20 protein-coding genes are annotated in these 20,330 nt (G+C 67.8%); 7 read left to right on the forward strand and 13 right to left on the reverse strand.

The genetic code is table 11. The annotated features are described in order from the left end of the window. Position 1 precedes the first annotated feature (1 nt). From F0U60_RS20220 to F0U60_RS20255, 8 genes are all read right to left on the reverse strand, one after another. Positions 2 to 277 (reverse strand): hypothetical protein, encoded by a 276-nt coding sequence (locus tag F0U60_RS20220; protein WP_395822390.1) that lies wholly within the window; start codon positions 275 to 277, stop codon positions 2 to 4. 11 nt (positions 278 to 288) lie between these two features. Further along, positions 289 to 1,008, reverse strand: coding sequence for a hypothetical protein (locus F0U60_RS20225; protein ID WP_395822391.1), 720 nt, complete (start codon positions 1,006 to 1,008; stop codon positions 289 to 291). Positions 1,009 to 1,027: 19 nt separating this feature from the next. After that, positions 1,028 to 1,267, reverse strand: a complete 240-nt coding sequence (locus F0U60_RS20230) for a hypothetical protein (RefSeq protein ID WP_395822392.1) — start codon at positions 1,265 to 1,267, stop codon at positions 1,028 to 1,030. A gap of 4 nt (positions 1,268 to 1,271) precedes the next feature. Then, positions 1,272 to 1,697, reverse strand: coding sequence for a hypothetical protein (locus tag F0U60_RS20235; RefSeq protein ID WP_395822393.1), 426 nt, complete (start codon positions 1,695 to 1,697; stop codon positions 1,272 to 1,274). Positions 1,698 to 2,136: 439 nt separating this feature from the next. Further along, positions 2,137 to 2,913, reverse strand: coding sequence for a hypothetical protein (locus tag F0U60_RS20240; protein WP_395822394.1), 777 nt, complete (start codon positions 2,911 to 2,913; stop codon positions 2,137 to 2,139). Further along, positions 2,914 to 3,423 (reverse strand): phage tail protein, encoded by a 510-nt coding sequence (locus F0U60_RS20245; protein WP_395822395.1) that lies wholly within the window; start codon positions 3,421 to 3,423, stop codon positions 2,914 to 2,916. A gap of 11 nt (positions 3,424 to 3,434) precedes the next feature. Next, entirely contained in the window at positions 3,435 to 4,952 is a 1,518-nt protein-coding gene (locus F0U60_RS20250) for a phage tail sheath family protein (protein ID WP_395822396.1), read from the reverse strand. Positions 4,953 to 4,990: 38 nt separating this feature from the next. Beyond that, a complete protein-coding gene (locus F0U60_RS20255) occupies positions 4,991 to 5,797 on the reverse strand; it encodes a hypothetical protein (RefSeq protein ID WP_395822397.1) in 807 nt (268 codons plus the stop codon). A 243-nt stretch (positions 5,798 to 6,040) separates the two neighbouring features. On the opposite strand from F0U60_RS20255, the gene F0U60_RS20260 reads away from it, so the two are divergent. The 4 genes from F0U60_RS20260 to F0U60_RS20275 all read left to right on the forward strand — a co-directional run bounded on the left by F0U60_RS20260 (position 6,041) and on the right by F0U60_RS20275 (position 9,400). Beyond that, entirely contained in the window at positions 6,041 to 7,396 is a 1,356-nt protein-coding gene (locus tag F0U60_RS20260; protein ID WP_395822398.1) for a hypothetical protein, read from the forward strand. 102 nt (positions 7,397 to 7,498) lie between these two features. Further along, entirely contained in the window at positions 7,499 to 7,756 is a 258-nt protein-coding gene (locus tag F0U60_RS20265; protein ID WP_395822399.1) for a hypothetical protein, read from the forward strand. 85 nt (positions 7,757 to 7,841) lie between these two features. Then, on the forward strand, positions 7,842 to 8,687 hold the full coding sequence (locus F0U60_RS20270; protein WP_395822400.1) for a DUF692 domain-containing protein: 846 nt from the start codon (positions 7,842 to 7,844) through the stop codon (positions 8,685 to 8,687). After that, entirely contained in the window at positions 8,684 to 9,400 is a 717-nt protein-coding gene (locus F0U60_RS20275) for a DUF2063 domain-containing protein (RefSeq protein ID WP_395822401.1), read from the forward strand. Before F0U60_RS20270 ends, F0U60_RS20275 begins: the two co-directional genes overlap by 4 nt. 72 nt (positions 9,401 to 9,472) lie before the next feature. Here the strand turns inward: F0U60_RS20275 and F0U60_RS20280 are convergent, their stop codons facing one another. From F0U60_RS20280 to F0U60_RS20300, 5 genes are all read right to left on the reverse strand, one after another. Then, a complete protein-coding gene (locus tag F0U60_RS20280; protein ID WP_395822402.1) occupies positions 9,473 to 11,824 on the reverse strand; it encodes a hypothetical protein in 2,352 nt (783 codons plus the stop codon). A 190-nt stretch (positions 11,825 to 12,014) separates the two neighbouring features. Continuing rightward, positions 12,015 to 13,097, reverse strand: coding sequence for a carboxypeptidase regulatory-like domain-containing protein (locus F0U60_RS20285; protein ID WP_395822403.1), 1,083 nt, complete (start codon positions 13,095 to 13,097; stop codon positions 12,015 to 12,017). Next, positions 13,097 to 14,746 carry a caspase domain-containing protein gene (locus F0U60_RS20290; protein ID WP_395822404.1) on the reverse strand — a complete coding sequence of 550 codons (1,650 nt, stop codon included), beginning with the start codon at positions 14,744 to 14,746 and terminating at the stop codon, positions 13,097 to 13,099. Before F0U60_RS20290 ends, F0U60_RS20285 begins: the two co-directional genes overlap by 1 nt. Further along, positions 14,746 to 15,552, reverse strand: a complete 807-nt coding sequence (locus F0U60_RS20295) for a hypothetical protein (protein ID WP_395822405.1) — start codon at positions 15,550 to 15,552, stop codon at positions 14,746 to 14,748. The genes F0U60_RS20290 and F0U60_RS20295 overlap by 1 nt, the downstream gene beginning before the upstream one ends. A gap of 5 nt (positions 15,553 to 15,557) precedes the next feature. After that, positions 15,558 to 16,142 carry an RNA polymerase sigma factor gene (locus tag F0U60_RS20300; RefSeq protein ID WP_395822406.1) on the reverse strand — a complete coding sequence of 195 codons (585 nt, stop codon included), beginning with the start codon at positions 16,140 to 16,142 and terminating at the stop codon, positions 15,558 to 15,560. Positions 16,143 to 16,267: 125 nt separating this feature from the next. Between F0U60_RS20300 and serC the strand changes: the two genes are divergently transcribed. The 3 genes from serC to F0U60_RS20315 all read left to right on the forward strand — a co-directional run bounded on the left by serC (position 16,268) and on the right by F0U60_RS20315 (position 20,314). Continuing rightward, positions 16,268 to 17,356, forward strand: coding sequence for a 3-phosphoserine/phosphohydroxythreonine transaminase (gene serC, locus F0U60_RS20305; RefSeq protein ID WP_395822407.1), 1,089 nt, complete (start codon positions 16,268 to 16,270; stop codon positions 17,354 to 17,356). A gap of 93 nt (positions 17,357 to 17,449) precedes the next feature. Next, positions 17,450 to 18,010, forward strand: a complete 561-nt coding sequence (locus F0U60_RS20310) for a chalcone isomerase family protein (RefSeq protein WP_395822408.1) — start codon at positions 17,450 to 17,452, stop codon at positions 18,008 to 18,010. 210 nt (positions 18,011 to 18,220) lie between these two features. Further along, positions 18,221 to 20,314: a M13 family metallopeptidase gene (locus F0U60_RS20315; RefSeq protein ID WP_395822409.1), complete on the forward strand. Its 2,094-nt coding sequence runs from the start codon at positions 18,221 to 18,223 to the stop codon at positions 20,312 to 20,314. Positions 20,315 to 20,330: the final 16 nt, after the last annotated feature.

A 20,330-nucleotide genomic window follows, 5' to 3' on the forward strand; every position in this document is an offset into this window, starting at 1 on the left:
CTCAGCGCTCCCGGTCCGGGATGCCCACCTGCTCGCGCGAGGCGAGGGCATCGGGAGAGGGCGTGTCGCTGGCATCGCACAGCCGCCAGAAGCCGGTGGCATCCTTGAGGTAGTGGTGGGCGAGCAGGTCCAACCGCTGGCCCTCCACCCGGCGGTGGAAGCCGAGCAGCCGCCCCGGGCGAGGCAGAGGCAGTCGCACGGCCGTCACCTGGGTGCCATCCGGTTGCGTCACGGTGTACGTCTGTTGACCCGCGTAGCGGCTGCCGGGGAAGAACATGGTGTGACTCCTCAGAGGGGGAGCATCCCCACGATGGATTCGACGGAGTTGGCGAGGTTGGCGACGGCGAGGCCTTGGCGGAGCACCTGCGAGTACGTGTACGCGGCCTTGGCCACGTCCTTGAGCGGACCGCTCACCCGGGCGAGCTCCTCGGGGGTGAGGACGCGCAGCTCGAGCTGTGCCTCGGCATGTGTGGGGTTGAGCAGCTCGTCATAGAGCTTCTCCTCGATGGAGAGGCCCGTCACACGCACGGGCACGATGCGCCCCGGACCCCAGACAAAGAGCACCGCGGGGACCTCGGACTGGGGCACCTGGCGCGTTGCCGCCGAGGCGGCCGAACCGCCTAGCGAGGCGCCGACACCTCCCGCGGACACGGAGACCGAGGCGGACACCGAGCCCAGCAGTCCACCCCCCGCGGCTCCCGTGGGGTACATGAGCATCTCGAGTGCCGCCAGTCGCGAGGCGATGCCCGTGGCCTTCGCGATCGGGTTGCCCTCGGCGATCTGATCATTGGCGTCCATCACCAGGGTGAAGGAGAACGACTCGCCAGGCATGCCGCGCACCGCGAGCGGGTTGTGGTTCTGGCTCTGGGCGTCCCCGGCGGCCTCTGGCTGCGTCCAGACGTGGCGGATGGTCTCGGGGTTGAACTGGAAGATGATGACGTTGGGCAGCGGCACGAGCACGGTGGGCATGAACTCGACCAGCGCGCCCTTCATGAACTTTCCAGGCATGGTGGGGGGCTCTCTCCGGTCACACCGTTCGCTGCAATTCCCTCAGCACCTGGGCGACGATTCGATCCGACAGCGCCTCGAGCGGCTCTCCCGATCTCGCTCGTACGTCCACCTGGAGCGAGCGGGTGGACGCGGAGGCGCCCTCTGGGAGGGAGGCCGCTGCGAAGCCCTCCGAGAGGAGCCGTGCCAGTTGACGTCCCTGGGACTCGTCGAGTCCGGAGAGCTTCAAGGCCAGCCGATCGATCACGAGCGTGCTCACGTGCTCACTCCTGCTTCAGGCCGAAGGACGAGGTGAAACCGCGCGCCAGCGGAGCCCGGGGACCCGGGGCGGTCCGGGGTGCCGGGGCGGGGCGCTGGGGGAGGCTCGGGGGGGGCTCTATCCGGACCTCGAGGGTGCCGATGTGGACCGAGTGTGAAGGCGCCGCGCGTGGAGGCGCCGCGCGTGGAGGCGCCGCGCGTGGAGGCGCCGCGCGTGAGGGTTCCGAGGCTCGTGGACTGGACGGATCCGGGGAGAGTGCCGGGCGCTCCAATGCGGGAGCGGGCCGGGCCTCTTGGGGCGGCGGGCGTGGGGGCGGGTTATCCGTGTCCACCGAGGCGGCGGTGCTGGGCGGGACGGGCTCGGGCGAGGAGACCCAACGCAGCGCGGTCTCCAGCGCGGCCATCATGGGGACGGCTTTCTCGGAGGGCATCCGGGGTTCCAGGTGCTCCGGGTGCTCGCGCTGGTGGACCTCGGGTGGCTCAAGAGGCGGGACAGGAGGCCGAGCCTGGGGCTCGGGCAACTGGGCGGGAGTCACGACGGGCCCGGGCGCCGGGCGCTCTGAGCGGGTCTCGACGAACGAAGGTGAGTTCCCGCGAGCCTCCGGTGGCCGCGCGAGAGGCCTCTCGGCGGCAACGGGCGCCGAGGGCGGCATCACGGGAGTCGGAACGACACCTCGCGGTGGACGGGGCTCCACGGGAGCAGGGAGCGGCTGTGCGGGGGCCCGAGGAAGGTCAGGGGTCGGCACGTCCACCCACGGTTCGAGGGGCGGAGGCAACCCCCGGTCTCCCGGCATGCGTGGAGGTTGGAGCGTGGGCGAATCGGCGCGAGCGCGTTGGGCGATGGCACCGAGATAGGAGCGCGGTGGCATATCAACTCCCAGACCTCTCCTGGCGGATGTGCTCTGCGTACAAGGCGCGCCGGTGATGGGGGAGGGCGAGGATGGCGTCCTCGGTCCAGTGGTAGGTGCGCGCGATCAGATGGATGTCCTCGTAGACGCGGGTCGCCTGAGCACGCAGCTCCTGAAGCACGTACCGCTGGGGATCGAACGCCGCGCGCACCGAGGCACCGCACTCGGGGCACGGTCCTTCCAGCTCGCTGCAGAGGTTGGGAGCGAGTGCCTCCATCGCTGCCTCCACCCGTTCTCGGAGCGAGGGCGCGAGACCTGCTGGCCGGATGCAGCGCCGCGCCAGCTCTTCCTCTCCCTCCGGGTGGAAGGCGATGGCGAGCTGGTCTGTCCCGGACGGAAGCCGGAAGACCGCGGCGGTGCCCTGGAGCGCGTACCACCCGGGCTCGGCGGCTGCCTCCAGCCCCTCGAGGGCCCGAGGCGCATGGTGGGCGAGGTAGTCCCGGATGCGGAAGGCGATGTCGACGCGGGCGCCGCACCCGTCTGGGCCGCACACCACATCAGCGCGGACGTGGTCGCCCACGAGCCCCTGCCGCAGCCGGAGCAACGTGGTGTCCAGGTCGGTGAGGGGAAGCGCGGCCCAGTCCACGGGCCCCCCCTCCGCGCGCTCTCCGAGTCGCTCCACCAGCGCGAGCGCCAGCTGCGCGTCGAAGCTCCGTGCCTCCGCGAGCAGCAGATCCTCCGCTCCGGCGGGTGGTCGCAGGCGGACCTCCAGCCCGCTCACCGGCAGGCGGAAGCGCACCTATTTCTCCTTCGGCTCGGTCAGGCTGAGGTCGTGCTCCCAGCCGTGGTGCTCGAGCTTGATGTGCTCGATGGCGATGCCATTGCCGCCCGCGTCCAGGTCTGAGAGGGCCTGGTACTCGGACACCCAGCAGTCGTGGACGATGTAGCGATGCACGGGCTGGCCGGCCTCGTTGAGCAGCTCGATGCGCACCTTGCGCCGCAGCTTGGAGAGCGAAGTGGAGGGGGCGCCCTTATCGAGCACCTGGGCGGCGTTGGCCCACTCCTCGAAGGTGGAGTCGTGCGTCACGCCGCGCTCCAGGGTGATGGGCTCGTACTTGGTACGTCCCAGCCCCTTGAGGATGAGGGCGTTGCCTCCTTCCTTGTATTCGATGGCGTCTGACGAGCGCTTGAGCCCGCTCACCTTGCTCACACCGGCCACAGGGGTGGTGGTGTCGCCGAAGTACACGAGGAACCGGAAGTTCTTGTACGGATCGAACCGCCGCGTGTTCACCGAGAAGGGCATGCTCATGGGCGGGTCTCCTAGGACTGCGCCTGGCCGGCGAGCTGGGCAATCTGGATGATGACGAACTCGGCGGGCTTGAGCGGACGGAAGCCGACGAGGATGTTGACGCGGCCGTTGTCGATGTCCGCCTGTGTGGTGGTGGTGCCATCACACTTCACCTGGAAGGCCTCGCTCGGTGTGGTGCCGAAGAAGGCGCCCTGGCGGAAGAGCGACAACATGAAGGCCTCGATGCTGGTGCGGATGGCCACCCAGAGCGGCTCGGCGTTGGGCTCGAAGACGACCCAGCCGAGGTTCGCGTAGAGCGTCTGCTCGATGAAGAGGGCCATGCGCCGCACCGGCACGTACTTCCACTGCTGAAAGGCAGGGTTGGCGGCCACCAGGGTCCGAGCGCCGAAGACCACGGTGCCGGAGGCGGGGAAGGTGCGCACGGCGTTGACGGCCGCGTTGTTGAGGACGCCTGCGCGCATGTCCGTCATCCGCCCGCTCTCCACCACGCCGAGCACGTTGTTGACGGTGGTCTCCAGTCCCGCCGGCGCCTTCCACACGCCGCGGTTGGCGTCCGTCCGGGCGTAGATGCCCGCGACGAAGCCGCTCGGGGCCAGGGCGGTGCTCTTGCCCGTCAGCGGATCCGGCGAGATGAGGTAGGGGAAGTAGAGCGCACCATTGGGGCTGCTCTTCGGGATGAGGTTGTTGTTCATGAACCCGCCGACGATGTCTTTGTCCGGCGGGCCCACGGTGCCATCGGCCGAGGCCTCCGGTGGCGGATCCATGATCAGGAACGCCCGCTTGCGCTCGCAGAAGGCGAGGGCCTCGCTCAGGACGCCGAACGAGGACACGCCGGGTAGGGCCAGCAGGTTGATGACATCCACCTTGTCGAGCGAGCTGTCCGCCTCGAAGACATTGGTGAAGTCCGCGGCGTCGATGGCGGGGATCGCGGGCGCTGTGGCGTAGTCCACCTTGTCCGTCTTCTTGGTCGTGCTGTACGCGGAGGGAGGGCTGCCGCCGGGGAAGGAGGCCCGGACCAGGCTCGAGCCGCTCTCGAGCGTGGACACCAGGCTGGAGATGTGAACGCGGCGGAAGGTCTCCGTGCGCGTGCGGTAGGAGATGGAGATGTCCGCGAGCTTGTCGCCGTCCTGGAAGTTGCCCAGGGTGATCTGCAGCGCGGTCACGTCATCCACGGGCTCGAGCGCCGTGAAGCGGACAGGATCGACGGCACCGAAGTCCACATAGGCCTCGGGCAGACTGGGATCCAACGCCACGATGAAGGCCACCGAGCCGCCATTGAGGAAGAAGTTCTGGACGGCGTAGGGCAGGTCCGAGAACAGGTGGGCGCTGCGGAACAGGCCTCCGAACTCGCGCTCGTACTCGGCGAAGCTGAAGATCTGCACCGCCTTGTTCCAGTGCTGGGACTTCGTCTTGTACGGGTGGGAGTAGCCGATGAAGACGGTATTGGAGGTGGGCGCGGCGGCGATGGTGCGCGACGTGCTGGGCAACTCCTCGATGTAGATGCCCGGATAGCTGGTGGTGACCGGCATGGCGTGTCCTCAGCAGGGGAAGAGGAACAGGGGAGTCGTCAGAGGGGCTTGGCCGCGGGAACGAGCGAGGCGAACGTGCTGTCCACGCCCCCTTTGAGCTGGAATTTGCCGCCGCGTGGAAGGGTGTAGCCGTCCGCGGGCTTCGCGGCGGTGAGCACATAACCGAACTGCTTCAACTCGGTCTCGAGCTTGCTGGCGTCGAGGCCACTCACGGACTTCGTCCACGTCGCCGTGAGGGTGAAGGTCTGCTCCTTCGGAGGGCTGATCTGGACCTTGATGACCTCTTTGCCGGGCTCCCTCGCCTCGAGCGTGAAGGCCGTTCCCGAATCGGCGGCTGCCGTCCAGGTACCCCGCTGGGTGGCGTCCGCTCCCTCGAGCTGTCCGGTTTGCTCTTTGGGCAGCGCCGTCGGTGTTCCCTGGACCCGAACCAGCCCCGGCCGGGTTCCCGCCTTCTGGTCCGTACCGAGCACCACGGGGAGCGTCTCGAGCGTCAGGTCCGCATAGACATCCGTCTGGGTCACCTTCAGGGTGAAGGTCGTGGGAGGCTCGGCGTAGGTGATGTCGATTTCGATATTGTTACCAGCCGAGCCGGGATTCTTGGCCTGGAGCACCATCGCGGGCCGGGTAGGCTGTGCATCGGGCGGCGCGGCGACGATGACCCCTGTCTTCGCCAGGTATTTCAGCCAATCCGCCAGCCAACTGTTTTCACTGACGGGTGGCTTCGTCTCATCCACCTTCAGCTCGGCGCCCTCGAACCAGAACACGGAGGGAGGAATGGAGACCTGTGCGCCGTTCTTGTCCAGAAAGGTCAGCGGCGCTTGGACGACGGCGACGGTCTTCTCCATCGAGAATCCCCCTGACGATACCCACGATGAGATGGACGAGCCTCGCGCGTGTGCGCGACTGTATTCACACAGGGTGATAACATAAAAACCCAGAGAGAACCAAGAACAGTATGTGGAGTGGTCCCTGACGGGGGCGTGTTGGCTGGGATTGAAATGCAATATGTTTGTGATTTTCCGGTGCGTCTTTCTTTCTCAGCGTGGCTCTTTCTGCTGTGGGCGCTGTGTGGCTGCCAGACGGCCCGAATGCCCTCGCCGGGTCCGGAGGAGGACGCTCCGGCACTGAGCTACCGCGTCATTTATGTCCGCGAGCCCGAGCACGCGTTGGACGTGGAGATCACCCGGGTCCGCGAGGATGCGCCCCGAGACTTTCTCTTCACGCAGCCCGGCGGAGTCGACCGGGTGCGCGTCTTCGGCCAGGAGGGCTCGGGCCAGGAGCAGACCGTCTCCATGGGAGGCCGGGTCCTCGTTCCGTCGGACACGCGCCTGTTGAGCTACCGCTACCCACTGGACGCGCGCCTGCGAGGGGAGCGTCCGGACTTCTTCACCGGCATGGGCGAGGGTGATGCGTGGCATGTCGCGGGTCGGGCCTGGCTGCTGCGTCCGCGCAGGGTGACGCCGTCACTGCGCGCGGAGCTGGTGGTGGAGGGCGTGGACGCGCTGCCTCCGTGGGCGCCGGACGCGCGCGGTGTCTACACGCTGGAAGGCGGAGATCTGGTGGACTCTGGCTTCCACGGCTTCGGCGGACGGCGGTGCACGGTGCGGCTGCCGGGAGCCGTGGTGGAGGTGGCGGTGCTCGGCCGCCTGTCGCGCATGGACGACGCCGCCCTCTGCGCGTGGATCCACCAGGCCGCTCGCGAGGTGCTCACGGTGCGGCGCACCTTCCCCTATCCGCGCATCACTGTGCGCCTCGTCCCGGTGCCGGCTCGCGAGCAGCCCGCTCCCTTCGGCATGGTGCTGTGGAGCTCGCCACCGAGCATCTCCCTGCTGGTGGGCCAGGAGGCGGCGCCCGCGTCCTTCGCGGGCGACTGGGTCGCGGTGCACGAGCTCCTCCACCTGGCGCACCCCGCCTTCGTGCCGCGTCTTCCCTGGTTGTCCGAGGGGCTGGCCACTTACTACACGGAGCTGGCGCGGGCGCGCTCGGGCAGGCAGACGCCGGTGCAGGCCTGGACGGAGCTGCTCGCCGGCTTCGCGCGAGGGCGCGCCGCCGTGGGCTCTCGGACGATGGAGGACGTCATCACCCGCGGCGCTTCCTTCCAGGGCACCTACTGGACGGGCGCGCTCTTCGCCCTGCACCTGGACGTGGAGCTGCGCCGCGTCACGGGCAACACGCGGGGGCTTGACGCAGTGCTCGAGCGGCTCGCCGGCTCCGGCTCTACTGCAACTTTCGATTCCTTCGGGGCGGCGGTGGATGCCGTCGCGGGTCAGCCGCTCTTCCAGGCGTTGCTCGCGCGACACCTGTCCCGGCCCGCTTTTGCCGGGCTGGAGCCTTTGTTAGAAGCGCTCGGTGTGGCGCCCGGAGCGGATGGAGTCGAGCTCGCAACCGCGCGTGACAGCCTGCTGCGTGACGCCCTGACGTCTCCAGACGGCAGGGGGCTGTAACCGCGAAATTCGCAGTGCGTATGTCAGACCGCGAGCCCATCGTCCCCGCGACGGGGCTCCTCGCCACGTGCAGTCCCCCTTCACGCAGAGAAAGGAAACACCATGAACATCAAGACCATGGCCGCCATCGTTGGAACTCTCTCCCTGGGCGCTCTGGCCACGGGTTGTGCGGGCACGAAGTCCGCGACTGCCCCCACCGAGCAGACGGGCAGCGAGGCGGCCAGCACGGGCGACGCGGCCGCCACCCCGGAGAAGGGCGGCGAGGCCCAGTGCAGCGGCGAGAAGGCCTCCTCCACCTCCGAGAAGGGGAGCGAGCACGCGTGCGGCAAGGATGGCTGTGGCGCCGCGAAGCCGCAGTAAGGGATAGCCCCTGAGCTGTCGGGGGTTTTCTTCCGGGCGGCGGGGAGTCTCTTCCCGCCGCCCATGTCTTTTCCGAGGAGCCAACGTGTCGGAGAGCTACGCGCGGAGACATGGGTTGAAGCCGCTCGGGGCGGGTGTCGGGTTGCGGCGCGAGTTCTACGCGCAGCTCCCGGAGACCTCCCGTGCGCTGGACTGGGTGGAGATCATCCCCGAGAACTTCCTCACGCTCGGAGGCCGTCCCCAGCGCACGTTGGATGCGTGCGCGGAGCGCTGGCCGGTGCTGCCCCATGGGGTGGCGCTGAACATTGGGGGACCGGAGCCCCTGGACGAGGACTACCTCTCGCGGCTGAAGGCGCTGGTGGAGCGGGTGGACGCGCCCTTCTTCTCGGACCACCTCTGCTACACGCGGCTGGGTGGGGCGTACCTCTATGATCTGCTGCCGCTGCCCTTCTCGGAGGAGGCGGTGGAGCACGTGGTGTCGCGAGTGCGCGAGGTGAAGGAGCGGGTGGGCCGGCCCTTCCTGTTGGAGAACCCGAGCTACTACGCGCGCATGCCGGGGGGCACCCTGGACGAGGCGACCTTCCTGCGGCACGTGGTGGAGCAGGCTGACTGCGGCCTGCTGTTGGACGTGAACAACGTGTACGTGAACGCGCTCAACCACGGGTATGACCCGCGAGCCTTCGTGGATGCATTGCCGCTGGAGCGGGTGGTGCAGCTCCACCTGGCGGGACACGAGCGGTTGCCGGACGTCATCCTCGACACGCACGGGGCAGCCGTCTGCGATGACGTGTGGTCGCTGTACCGGTACGTGCTGGAGCGCACGGGGCCTGTGTCGACGCTCATCGAGTGGGATCAGGACATCCCCTCGCTGGACGCCGTGCTGGACGAGGCGGACCGGGCTCGCGCGGTGCTGGCGGAGGTGTCGCGATGAAGCCGGGGCTGCGCAGCTTCTTCGATTCGATGACGGAGTTCTTCACCGCCCCGGGCCCAGACGCGCTGGAGCGGTTGTATGCAGCGCACCCGGGCTGGGACGCGCCGCGCTCGCGCGTGGAGCTCTACGGCCGGATGGTGCGCCACCACGGCAGGGCCACGCTGGAGAAGCTCTATCCGCTGACGCGCGCGAGCGTGGACGAGGCGGGGTGGGCGGAGCTGGCACGGGCCTACGAGGCGTCGAGGCCCCCGCGGCCCTTCGAGATGAACCACCTGGGCGAAGGCTTCCCGGGCTTTCTCGCGGACGAGGCGGCGCGGCGCGGCCTGCCGGACTTCCTGCCCGCGCTGGCGCGCTTCGAGTGGGCGGACTTCGCGGTGTACACGTCGATGGAGCCGGTGCCGGAGTCGGTGGAGCGGCTGACGGTGAACCCGACGCTGGTGGTCTTGGAGCACCCCTTCCAGCTCTGCGCGTACGTGCGGGCGAAGGGGAGGGGACGGCCGGAGCCGGGGCAAGAGATGGCTTTGCTGTGGCGACACCCGGAGCGGCTGGTGACGATGTACCTGGCCGCGAGCCACCGCTCCCTGCTGGCGTTGAAGATGGCAGTGGAGGGGCTGACGCCGGCCCAGGTGTCGGCGGCGACGGGAGTGGCCGAGGCCGACATCCGCGCCGCCGTGGAGGCGTGCGTGGCGGACGGCCTCGTCCTGTCTCCTTGATGCATCACCAGGTGGAGACCACCCGGTGGGAGGCGGCTCCGGCTGGAACCGGAGCCACCTGAGCGGCTGACGCTACTTCAGGATGATCTGGCAGGTGCTGCTGCCGGATTCGGTGACACACGCCAGACCGTCGCAGCAAGCGGAGGAGCCACACGCCTGGCCTTCGCTCGCGCACGGCGGCTTGCAGGAGCAGTCGCTGCCCGAGCACGAGCCACCGGTGACGTCATCCAAGCAGAGCAGACCGTCGCAGCAGGGCGCGGCGGCCGAGCACTTCTCGAGCGCCGGCGCGCACTGCGGGATGGCGTCGCACACGCAGGCACCCGCCACGTCGCAGGGGATGGGCGGATCCTGGTTGAGCTGCACGCACTGCAGACCGTTGCAGCAGGTGGAGCCAGCCGAGCCGCAGCCCTCGCCGACCGTGGAGCACCCGTTGCTCACGAAGTACTGGGCCCACTGGGCGATATGGTTGGAGGTGGTGATGTCCTGGAAGGGCAGCGCGAAGGCCGGGTAGGACGGATCCACTCCCGCGTTGACCTTGTCCGGATCCACCGCCGCCATCCACAGCAGGGTGCTCTTGTCGTTCTCAGACGAAGACGAGGCGGCCATGGTGCGCAGGCCGTAGTTGCGGGACGAGGAGAACGTCACCCACATCAGCCGGCTCTTGTCATCCCCGGTGCCGCGCGTCACGAAGGGGCTCCACTTCGGGTAGCTGTTGGTCAGATTCTTCTCGGAGCCGTCCATCACGCCGCCCTGGTTGGCCTTCGTCAACTCCACCCGCGTCGCGCCAGCCTGCAGCTTCGCGGCCCACAGCTTGGCGGTCTTGTCGGTGTCCCCGTTGCAGCTGTAGTGCGAAGGGGCCGTGCCAGAGTCGCAGGCGGACTCGTTGAACACGAGGAAGGAGTTGTCGGGCGCAATGGCCGGGTAGTAGCGGTGCTTGCCATTCTCGGCCGGCACCACCGTCACCGGGGCGTTCCAGCCGCCGCCCGACTTCGCCGTCACCATCTTGATGGCGCCCATGTAGTTGCGCTGGTTCGTCTCCTTATAGGTCGGAGAGGTATAGGCGATCGTCTGGCCATCCGGGCTCCAGTCCGGGTGGGTCGCGGGGCTGTTCGAGTCGCCGGTGCCAGGAATCGAGCTCTCGTAGGCGCCGGTGTCGCCGTTGAAGATGCGCAGCCCGAAGTCGGTGGCGCCGCTGTCGCCGTAGACGCCGACGAACTTGGAGCCATCCGGGTTCCAGGACTCGAAGGTGCTCTGCCTCGAGGCACCCAGCTTGGCCTTGCTGTCGGCGGTGAAGCTGGACAGATCCGCCAGTGCGAGCCGGCCGTCGTTCTGGCCGTTGACCTCGGCCACCAGCTTCTTGCCGTTGCGGCTCAGGGCGTGGCAGCCCACGCAGCTCACGCTTCCATCGATGTTCTTGGCCAGCATCACCGGCGAAGCGGCCGTCGTGCCCGTGCCCGCGAAGTCATAGCGCATCACGCCGGTGGAGCCGGTCTTGGTGGTCCAGTAGTAGAGCGCGCCCTTGAGCTCGGCGCGGGCGAACTGGATGGCGATGGGGTTGGAGACGCCCACCTTGCCCGTGCCCGAGTCATCCGTGGAGCGCACGGTGAGCTTCACCGGCTGGCCGCCGCGGTTGCTCTCGGCCAGGAACTTCCACACGTTCTCCGTGGGCGTGTAGATGCAGCCGCGGCTCACGCCGGAGGGCAGCGTGAAGCCCGAGGGCAGATAGCAGCGCAGGTACACGCGCACGTCGGTGATGCTGTTGGAGAAGGCGAGCTCGAACAACGTGGTGGAGGCGTTGTTCGGCTTGATGTGGATCTCCAACTGACCCAGGTTGGGCGGAACCAGGACGCCGTTGTTGGGGTAGACGATCTCCGGCTTGTACGAAGTGTCCACCGTCCCGCCGAACTTCGAGCCCGGATCCGCGGGCACCGGGGTCGCAGGCGTCTGGCCCGGGGGCGGGGTGTCCGACACCTTCTGATCAAGCTTCACCGTGATGGGCGTGGACACGGACAGGGTGCCCACCCGGGCGCGCACGGTGCTGGTGCCGCCGACGGTGGTGCTCGAGGTGAAGCCGCTTCCGCCGCCGAAGAGACCCAGCCGCGTGTCATCAATGCTGAAGAGGGCCTTGCCCGACACGTCCTCCGTGCGTCCGTCGGTGAAGGTGCCTGTGACCTTGAAGAGCTGGGTGACACCCGTGCTGCCGGAGACGACGAGGACCGGGTTGGTCGGCTCGATCGTCAACGAGCTCAGCGTGGGGTCTGTAGGATCAACGCTTCCATCGGGATTTCCGCCGCCCCCGTCACCGCCATCCGCCGTGGTGTTACCGCCGTCGGTTCCTCCGCCGCCGTTATCTCCGCAGGAGGAACAACCAGACAGCGCAGTCGCTGTCATGAGGATGCCGAGTAGCCAGGTTTTCTTCCACATAGCCCCCTAGCGTAACGCTATTTCCGACGTCTGGCGCGGGGGTTCGTCGGGTTGCCCTAAAGGGCATCCATCCGTACCGAAAGCTTGAACCGCGGTTACAACCTGCAGGTGAAGGACGCGAGGTTTCCCCACTTCTCAAGGACAGAAGTGTTGCCTGCCGTGCGCTCAGCCAAGCGGCGAGCGGAAGGACTCAGGGCACTGAGAGCGAGCGGCAGAAGGCGCTCGTGCCTGACGGTGTGCAAGCGAAGCCTTCCGGGCACTCGGTATCCGCGGTGCAGCGGTAGGTGCAGGTGTTGTCGATGCACAGGCCCTGGGTGATGCCACGCGTGCGGCAGCGCTCGTCGCTGTCGCAGGACGTGCCCATCTGCCTGTACGCGAGGCAGCCGGCGAGCTGGGCCGGCGCGGGGAGGCAGCGCCCTTCCTGGCAGGTGAAGCCTTGGGTGCACCCGGTATTGCTATCACACCGCGCCACACAGGCTGCGCTCCCTTCGGGAAGCTCCTCGCAGTGTGCACCGGTGCGGCACTTCCAGTCTCCGTCACATGGGGTGCACAGCACGCCGGGGCCCTCGCACCGCTCATTCTGGCAGGTGAGGCCCGAGGCGCACTGGTCATCCGAGAGGCATTCCACGCAGCGGCCATCCGTGACGCAGTAGCTGTCCTGCTCGCAGCCGATGAGGGTGCAGCCGGGATTGCTGGAGCCATCGTTCGGCTCGGTCAGCGTGATCTTCACCTGCTTGGTCTCACGCTCGTCCACGCAGACTTCCGTCTGGTTCACTGGGAGGCCGGGGACGGATGTCTCCAGGACGTAGCAGCCCGCGGGGAGCGGACCCACCCGCAGATTCCCGCTGTTCTCGATCTCCAACTGTTGGAAGGGCGTGCCCATCACGGACACCTGCCCGCTGCCCACTCCCAGGCGCGAAGGCGCCTTCACCTGGAGCTTGAGGAAGCCGGCCTCACGCGGCTCCACGTCCTCCAGTCGCGCCGAGCCGCCTCCGGGCACCATCACCGGCAGGCGCACCGCCTTGTTCGCGGAGGCCACGATGAAGAGCTCCTTCGGGCCGGCCGGCACGCGCTCCAGCACGAAGCTCCCGTCCGCTTCCACGGTGCCGCGCAAGTCCGGGTTCCCCACCAGTGAGACCAGGGCCACCGACGGGTCGACCTCGGTGAGGCGGCCGCGCACGTTCCCCGTGCGGAAGAGGGTGTTGTCAAAGCCCCCGCACGCGCTCGCCACGAGGGCAAGGGCCATCAGCACGCTGTAGAAGCTCTGGCGCATCAGAAGCGATACCCCACGCCGGCCCATGCGCCGGAGAAACCCACGGCCTGTCCCTGCCCGTCCACCACCACGTACGTCACCATCATCTGCAGCTGGGAGCTCAGCTCCAGCCGCTCGTTCAGCCGCCACACCACGCCGCCTACGACGCCCGGGCTGAAGGTGAAGTACTGCTGTGCCCCAGTGAAGGCCTCTGTCTGGAAGGACCTTTGCAGGAACAGCGCGGCCACACGAGGACCTGCGTAGAGCGACAGCTGCTCCCACCGCCACGTGTAGGGCACCGCGGCCCCCAGTGACAGTGAGGTGTAGATGAAGGGCACTTGGGTGCCGGGCATCAGGTGGAGGCTCTGTCGGCCTCGGCCCCCGCTCACGTCGAAGATGAGGCTCAGGTCCGGAAGGGGGCGCTCCTCCAGGCGCAGCACCACCGCCAGCTCCGGCGAGGCGGGCAGCAGCTCGGCGCGGCTGCGCGCATCCACGAAGGAGAACATGCCGCCCATGAGCGCCAGCGAGCGGCGCGGGAAGGCCTTGGACAGCAACCGCTCCAGCGGCAGCCGCTCGCCCTGCGCGATGTCCACCACCTCCCGGATGATGACGCCATCCCCCTTGGTGAGCTCCACGGTGCGGCGGCCGGGAGTCACAGCGGTGCCTCCGGGCAGCTCCGTGCGCGTCTCGCCGTCCACCTTGAGGGTGAAGCCGTCCAACCGGGGATTGTACGAGAAGAGCTCCGGACGGCCCGTTCGGTCGATGCGGCCGGAGAGCACCACCGGATCCGCGCCCACCTCTAGAATCTCCGCCGAGGGTCGCTGCCTCCCTTCGGTGAAGGCGTAGGTGTGGCGGCGCGCGTAGTCATGGGCCTCGGTCGCGGTGACGGCCCCGTCGATGTTGCGGTCCGCGGCGCCGTTGAGCCCGTCGATGAGGAAGTGGGTGTAGATGTCGTTCTTCAGCCCTTCGTCCTCGCGGGCCGTCTCGCCCCAGTCGCATGCGGCGAACACCATGGAGGCGCGGCTCGACTCCTCGAGGGGGCGCGCGTAGAAGCCCGACTTGATGCCGGCCAGCTCGGCCTCCAGCTCACGGGGAAGCAGCGACTTGCCACTGCCGCTGTGACAGGTGGCGAGCACCATCAGCCGACGGCGCGAGGGCAGTTGGTCGAACTCGGACTTCAGCGCGTCCATGGACAGCGCCGTCTGCGCGATGGCCCGGTACACAGCGTCCGTGGTGACCATGTAGCGCTTGAGCTCGCCCTTGCCGTCACGGGCCAGCGTGCCGTGCGCGGAGAAGTACACCACCACCACGTCATCCGGCCGGGAGGCTTCCTGTCGCAACTGGCGGAGCGCACCGAGGATGGAGGCTCGTGTCGTCTCCTCAGGGCGGGTGAGCACACGCACCTGATCGAAGTGGCCGCGCGCCGGATCTCTCAACGCCGCGGCCAGGTCCTCCGCGTCCTTGCCGGAGTAGCGCAGGTTGCGCCACTGCGCGTCCCGGAATTGCGACACCCCCACCAGCAGGGCCAGTCGCCGAGGGGCGTAGGCTTTGGAGAGCGCGGTCTCGTCCACCTTCACGGACACGAGCCCGCCCTTATCGCCCTTCTCGAGCGAGCTCGGGCTCGCGCAGGCCGCGAGCACCGCCAACAGCGTGATGACGAAGCGCCTCACTATGGGCGGGGATTCTGCCCTTTACCGCCGCCAACGTGGAGGTCGAACCGGTTGACGGCCAAAATAGAACGTTCCGCCATGTCGCCTCGGGTGAGTGCTTCGCGCACCTCTTCAGGTGGGAGCATCTGGCCGGAGGGGAAACCGACCAGCCACAAGGTGAGAGGCCCGGACTCGCCCTCCAGGCTGATGCCCACCAGGCCCTGGGGGCCCTCCAGCTCGTGCGTGCCGGCCTGGAGTGGGAAGCGGCCGAGCAGCTCGGGCTCCGCGCCACCGCGCTGCTGGAAGAGGAGGGCCTCGCCGGCCTCGGTCGCGTGGTAGCGCAGCACCAGCACGTCCTCCTGCGAGGCGGTGGTGCCTGGGTCCATTCGGCGCAGCGCTCCGCTGGGCTCGCGAGCCACCACGGACAGCTCCAGGGCGAGCTGACTCACGCCCTTCACTCCATTCCACTCGCTCGCCTGCTGCCCGTGCAGCTGAGCGTTGGAGCGGGTGAGGACAACGAGTCCCGCGAGGCCGGCCGCGAGCGCCACCACCGCCACGGCTTTGCGCCAGGGCTGGGCGGGGCCGCGCAGGCCGCGGCGGACACGGGCGTAACCTACCTCGTCCAGTTGGGGCTCCTCCTGTTGGGCGGGCGCGAGGTGCAGCAGCAGGGCGTCCACCTGGCCGTCGAGCAGCCCAGGTCCGGGCGTCTTCGCGAGGAAGTCCATGCAGGCCTCGCACGGATGTGAGAGGTGCTCGCGGAAGTACGTCACGGCTTCCGGCTCACCGGCCGTTAGGGCTCGCAGGGCTTCGGCATCCAGGTGTCTCATCCGTCTCACTCCCACCGTCCGGCGAGCACGCGCCGGAGCAGCTCCTGCTTGATTCGGGCCCGGAAGCGCTCCAGGCGCATCGTCACGGCGCTCTTGCCCACCCCGAGCTTCTCGGCGATCTCCCGGGCGGACAGCTGGCCATCTACATAGAAGAGGTAGACCGTCTTCTTCTCTTCACCCTCGGGCAGCTCCTCGATGAGCTGGCGCACCACCGCCATGTCCCGCTCCAGCTGGAGGGCCTCGGGCACCACGGAGACCGTCTCGGGCTGGGGGTCGGAGATCTCCTCGTCCATGCGGCGCGTCTGGCCCTTGCGCTCCAGCCGGGTGCGAGCCCGGTTGCGCGCGATGGACAGCAGCCAGGCCTCGAAGGCCGCCGGCTCCTTGAGCCGGGGGAGCGCCTTGAACGCGCGCACGTAGGTCTCCTGGATCACGTCTTCCACCTCGTCTGGGTCCAGCGGGGCGAAGCTGGACGTCAACCGAGCCACCAAGGGCCGGGTGCGCCGGTACAGCTCGCTGAATGCAGGCGCTTCCCCCCTTGCTGCTCGCACCACCCACTCTCTCAGTTCCCGAGAGGAACCCGCCTGGCTCATAGACCCTCCGGAAGGAGGAATGGCCACACGCTGGCCGGTGGACGGATGTCGCGCTTCCTGCTTCCCCCAGGGGATGCGTGGGGCAGAATGGCCGCGCGGTTGTTCACTTTCGTGAGGTCACAACCATGCGCGTCATCAACTTCAACCCAGGCCCGGCCGGCCTGCCCCTGCCTGCGCTCGAGCGTGCGCGGGACGAGCTGCTCGACTTCCAGGGCTCGGGTATGTCCGTTATGGAGCACAGCCATCGGGGCAAGGAGTACGACGCCGTCCAGTCCGAGGCCATCTCCCTGCTCACCGAGCTGCTGGGCATCCCGGACACCCATCAGGTGCTCTTTCTCACGGGCGGTGCTTCGCAGCAGTTCGCCCAGGTGCCGATGAACTTCCTGACTCCGGGCGCCAGCGCGGACTACCTGATGACGGGGGTCTGGAGCGAGAAGGCCTACGAGGAAGCCCAGTACCTGGGCAAGGTGCGCATCGCTGGCACCACGGTGCTGCCGGACAAGCGCTACGTGCGGGTTCCTCGCCAGGACGAGCTGACGTTGGATCCGAAGGCGGCCTACGTCCACATGACGAGCAACAACACCATTTACGGCACCCAGTGGCACTGGTGGCCGGAGGTGGGGGATGTCCCGCTGGTGGCGGACATGAGCTCGGACTTCATGTGGAAGCCGATGGACGTGAGCCGCTTCGCCTTCATCTACGCGGGCGCACAGAAGAACCTGGGACCCTCGGGCGTACTGATAGCGGTGGCCCGCAAGGACTTCATCGCCCGCGGCCGCAAGGACATCCCGAAAATTTTCCGCTACTCGACCCACGCGGAAAACAACTCGCTCTACAACACGCCGCCGACCTTGGCCATCTACCTGTGCCGGAACGTGCTGGCGTGGGTGAAGCAGGTGGGAGGTCTCGGACAACTGGAGAAGTGGAACCGGGAGAAGGGCGAGCTGCTCTACGGGGCGCTCGACAAGCACGCGGGCTTCTACCACGCGCCGGTGGAGAAGGATTCGCGCTCGTACATGAACGTCGTCTTCAAGCTGCCCACCCCGGAGCTGGACGACCGGTTCGTGGCCGAGGCGAAGAAGGCGGGCATGGTGGGCCTCAAGGGGCACCGGAGCGCTGGTGGTATTCGAGTGTCCACGTACAACGCGGTGACGGTGGACAACGTGCGGACGCTGGTGTCCTTCATGGAAGAGTTCATCCGCAAGAACGGGTAGGGCGCTGCTGACGCGCAGCGCCATTCTCTCCACCTGTCGACGGCGGGGCGTTCGATTGACTAGACCTGGGGGCCTTCCCTTCCAGGAGGAGTCATGAAGAACGCCACGCTGTGCGCTGTCGTGATGGCTGTCGTGTTCGCGCTGCCGGCTGCCGCCAAGGAGGTGGCGGGGGCGCAGTTCCCCGATGCGGTGACGCTCGAGGGCAAGGAGTTGAATCTGAACGGTGCGGGTCTGCGCAAGAAGCTCGTCTTCAACGTGTACGCGGCTGGCCTGTACCTGCAGAACCCGTCGCAGAGCGCCCAGCAGGTCATCGAGTCGGATCAGCTCAAGCGCGTGCGGTTGTCCATGCTGCGCGATCTAGACAAGAAGACGATCACCGAGGCCATCGTGGATGGTTTCAAGAAGAACGCGAAGGACAAGCTGCCGGCGCTGCAGCAGCGGCTGGACACGTTCACCGCGGCGATCCCGGACCTGAAGAAGGGCGACGAGCTGGTGCTGACGTACGTGCCGGGCAAGGGGACCACCATCGAGAGCAAGGCGGGGCAGAAGATCTCGGTGGAGGGCAAGGACTTCTCGGACGCGCTCTTCTCGGTGTGGCTGGGCAAGAGCCCGGTCGATGAGAGCCTCAAGGACGGGATGCTGGGCAAGGAGTAGTTGCTGGGCGAGGGAGTCATTGCCCAGGAGTGGAGCACCCCTCCTTCTCCCACCGGGAGGGGATGGCCCCTCAGTGCATCAGCCTCTGATCGGCTGGGGACGGTCGAGCTGTACGTGCCGGCCACCCGTACCTCGCATCCAGACGTTGCAGGGCGCCCGCCGCCGAGTAGGGTGCGGCCCGTTTTGACGCCCCACATGGAGAAATACTGGATGAGAAAGGCCTTGCTTGCTGCCTGCTGTCTCCTGGTGTCCGCCTGCAAGACGGCGGAGCCGGCTCCCGCGCAGCCGCAGTCCGCGCCCACCCCGCAGCAGCCTGTCGCTGAGACGAAGCCGCTGCCCTCTGGGCTGGACGCCGCGGCGCTCAACGAGCAAGCGAACCCCTGCGAGGACTTCTACGAGTACGCGTGCGGCAACTGGGTGAAGAGTGCGGAGATCCCCGCGGATCGCCCGCGCTGGTCGCGCGGCTTTGACACCATCTCGGCACGCAACGAGGAAATCCTCCGGGACATTCTGAAGGCGGCGTCGAAGGGTCAGGCCGCTGAGGGGACGCCTTACGCGCAGAAGCTGGGGGACTACTACGGCGCTTGCATGGACGAGGCGCAGCTCGAGGCGTCGCTGCCCGTGTTGAAGGCGCAGCTGGCGAAGCTGACGGCGGTGAAGAGCGCCCGGGAGCTGGCCCAGGTGGTGGGCACGCAGCACGCGCAGAGCGTGTTCCCGCTGTTCCGGTTCAGCTCCAACACGGATTTCAAGGACGCCACCCAGGTCATCGGTGAGGTGGATCAGGGCGGCATCGGTCTGCCGGACCGGGACTACTACCTGAAGGATGACGACAAGTCGAAGGCGCTGCGCACGGCGTACGTGGAGCACATGAAGAACATCTTCGTGCTGCTGGGCGAGCAGCCCGAGCAGGCTGCGAAGAGCGCGGCGTCGGTGATGGAGCTGGAGACGGCGCTGGCGAAGGCCTCGCTGACGCGCGTGGAGCGCCGCGAGCCGAAGAACGTCTACCACCGGCTAGAGCGCAAGGGCCTGAAGGGGACCGCGGCGACCTTCCCGTGGGACGTGTACTTCACGGCCGCGGGAGCCAAGGACGTGCAGGCGCTCAACGTCAGCCACCCACCCTTCTTCGCCGAGGTGGACCGGTTGGTGAAGACGACGAAGCCCGCGGCGTGGGGGCCGTACCTGACCTGGCACTACGTGACGACCGTCATCCCGGCGCTGCCCAAGAGCTTCCAGGAGGAGCGCTTCCGCTTCACCGCGCAGAACCTGACGGGGGCGAAGGAGGACGTGCCTCGCTGGAAGAAGTGCGTGCGCTTCACCAACGGGGCGCTGGGCGAGGCGCTGGCGCAGCCCTTCATCGCGCAGACCTTCGGTGCGGAGGGCAAGAAGACCACGCAGGACATGGTGGTGGAGATCGAGAAGGCCTTCGAGCGCAACTTGGACACGCTGACGTGGATGGACGCGCCCACGCGCGAGCAGGCGCTGGTGAAGGTGCGGAAGATCGTCAACAAGATCGGCTACCCGGACAAGTGGCGGAACTACGACGCGCTGAAGGTGGAGCGTGGCTCGTTCCTGAACTCGTACGTGAACGCGGCGGCATTCGAGCAGGCGCGGCAGTTGGCCAAGATTGGCCAGCCGGTGGACAAGACCGAGTGGCTGATGTCTCCGCCGACGGTGAACGCCTACTACAACCCGCCATTCAACGAGATCGTCTTCCCGGCGGGAATCCTCCAGCCGCCGTTCTTCAATCGCGAGGCGACAGCAGCGGTGAACTTTGGGGCTATGGGGATGGTGGTGGGGCATGAGATCACCCACGGCTTCGACGACGAGGGTCGCCAGTACGACGCGGATGGCAACCTGCGCGACTGGTGGACGCAGGCCTCGGACAAGGCGTTCCGCGAGCGCGTGGCGTGCGTGAAGGAGCAGTACGACGGCTACACCGCGATTGACGAGCTGAAGGTGAATGGGGCGCTAACGCTCGGCGAGAACGTGGCGGACCTGGGTGGCCTGAAGCTGGCGCACGCGGCGATGGAGACGTGGCTGGCGAGGGACCCGGAGGCGGCGAAGCAGGCGAACAGCTATCGGTTCACGCCGAGCCAGCAGTTCTTCCTGGGTTACGCGCAGTCGTGGTGCTCGAAGTACCGCGATGCGTTCGCGAGGCAGATGGCGGTGGTGGATCCGCACGCGCCCCCGTACTGGCGGGTGAACGGGCCGGTGGTGAACCTGCCGGAGTTCCAGAAGGCCTTCCAGTGCAAGGAGGGCGCGAAGATGGTGCGCCCGGCCGCGCAGCGCTGCGAGGTCTGGTAGCGCTTCACGCGAGACC

It is taken from the genome of Archangium minus (assembly GCF_044360475.1).
Lineage (GTDB): Bacteria > Myxococcota > Myxococcia > Myxococcales > Myxococcaceae > Archangium > Archangium minus.

Bases quoted from the DNA above. Each gene is read 5' to 3' on its own strand.
- F0U60_RS20220 (WP_395822390.1), bottom strand. From the start codon at position 277: ATGTTCTTCCCCGGCAGCCGCTACGCGGGTCAACAGACGTACACCGTG.
- F0U60_RS20225 (WP_395822391.1), bottom strand. From the start codon at position 1,008: ATGCCTGGAAAGTTCATGAAGGGCGCGCTGGTCGAGTTCATGCCCACC.
- F0U60_RS20235 (WP_395822393.1), bottom strand. From the start codon at position 1,697: ATGCCCTCCGAGAAAGCCGTCCCCATGATGGCCGCGCTGGAGACCGCG.
- F0U60_RS20245 (WP_395822395.1), bottom strand. From the start codon at position 3,423: ATGAGCATGCCCTTCTCGGTGAACACGCGGCGGTTCGATCCGTACAAG.
- F0U60_RS20250 (WP_395822396.1), bottom strand. From the start codon at position 4,952: ATGCCGGTCACCACCAGCTATCCGGGCATCTACATCGAGGAGTTGCCC.
- F0U60_RS20255 (WP_395822397.1), bottom strand. From the start codon at position 5,797: ATGGAGAAGACCGTCGCCGTCGTCCAAGCGCCGCTGACCTTTCTGGAC.
- F0U60_RS20260 (WP_395822398.1), top strand. From the start codon at position 6,041: ATGCCCTCGCCGGGTCCGGAGGAGGACGCTCCGGCACTGAGCTACCGC.
- F0U60_RS20265 (WP_395822399.1), top strand. From the start codon at position 7,499: ATGAACATCAAGACCATGGCCGCCATCGTTGGAACTCTCTCCCTGGGC.
- F0U60_RS20275 (WP_395822401.1), top strand. From the start codon at position 8,684: ATGAAGCCGGGGCTGCGCAGCTTCTTCGATTCGATGACGGAGTTCTTC.
- F0U60_RS20280 (WP_395822402.1), bottom strand. From the start codon at position 11,824: ATGTGGAAGAAAACCTGGCTACTCGGCATCCTCATGACAGCGACTGCG.
- F0U60_RS20285 (WP_395822403.1), bottom strand. From the start codon at position 13,097: ATGCGCCAGAGCTTCTACAGCGTGCTGATGGCCCTTGCCCTCGTGGCG.
- F0U60_RS20295 (WP_395822405.1), bottom strand. From the start codon at position 15,552: ATGAGACACCTGGATGCCGAAGCCCTGCGAGCCCTAACGGCCGGTGAG.
- F0U60_RS20300 (WP_395822406.1), bottom strand. From the start codon at position 16,142: ATGAGCCAGGCGGGTTCCTCTCGGGAACTGAGAGAGTGGGTGGTGCGA.
- serC (WP_395822407.1), top strand. From the start codon at position 16,268: ATGCGCGTCATCAACTTCAACCCAGGCCCGGCCGGCCTGCCCCTGCCT.
- F0U60_RS20310 (WP_395822408.1), top strand. From the start codon at position 17,450: ATGAAGAACGCCACGCTGTGCGCTGTCGTGATGGCTGTCGTGTTCGCG.
- F0U60_RS20315 (WP_395822409.1), top strand. From the start codon at position 18,221: ATGAGAAAGGCCTTGCTTGCTGCCTGCTGTCTCCTGGTGTCCGCCTGC.